The organism is Sedimentibacter sp. B4, assembly GCF_000309315.1.
GTDB classification, from domain to species: domain Bacteria; phylum Bacillota; class Clostridia; order Tissierellales; family Sedimentibacteraceae; genus Sedimentibacter; species Sedimentibacter saalensis.
This window is the reverse complement of the sequence record NZ_CANG01000761.1, coordinates 1-205: the sequence shown is the minus strand read 5'-3', so window position 1 is coordinate 205 and position 205 is coordinate 1. Positions and strand designations below refer to the sequence as shown.

Below are 205 nucleotides of genomic sequence, written 5' to 3'. Positions count from 1 at the left end.
ATGAATGCGTCGGGCACGACTGCCGAGGTTAGTAGTGTTCGAGCCATGGTTCACGTCCTGGTCACCGAGGGGTGCGCAGCGGCAAGTCCCGCCACGCCGAATCGCTGCTCTCCACGAGCGCACCGGTGAGCTACCTGACCCCCGGCTACCCGGCCGATCCCGCCCACGACGCGGAGTGGGCGGCCCGGGTGGCCGCGCACCGGCA

The 205-nt window shown here is 70.2% G+C and carries 1 pseudogene; it reads left to right on the top strand.

The annotated features are described in order from the left end of the window. Positions 1 to 45: 45 nt before the first annotated feature. Positions 46 to 205: pseudogene (locus BN358_RS24280) on the top strand (bifunctional adenosylcobinamide kinase/adenosylcobinamide-phosphate guanylyltransferase); the annotation flags it as partial.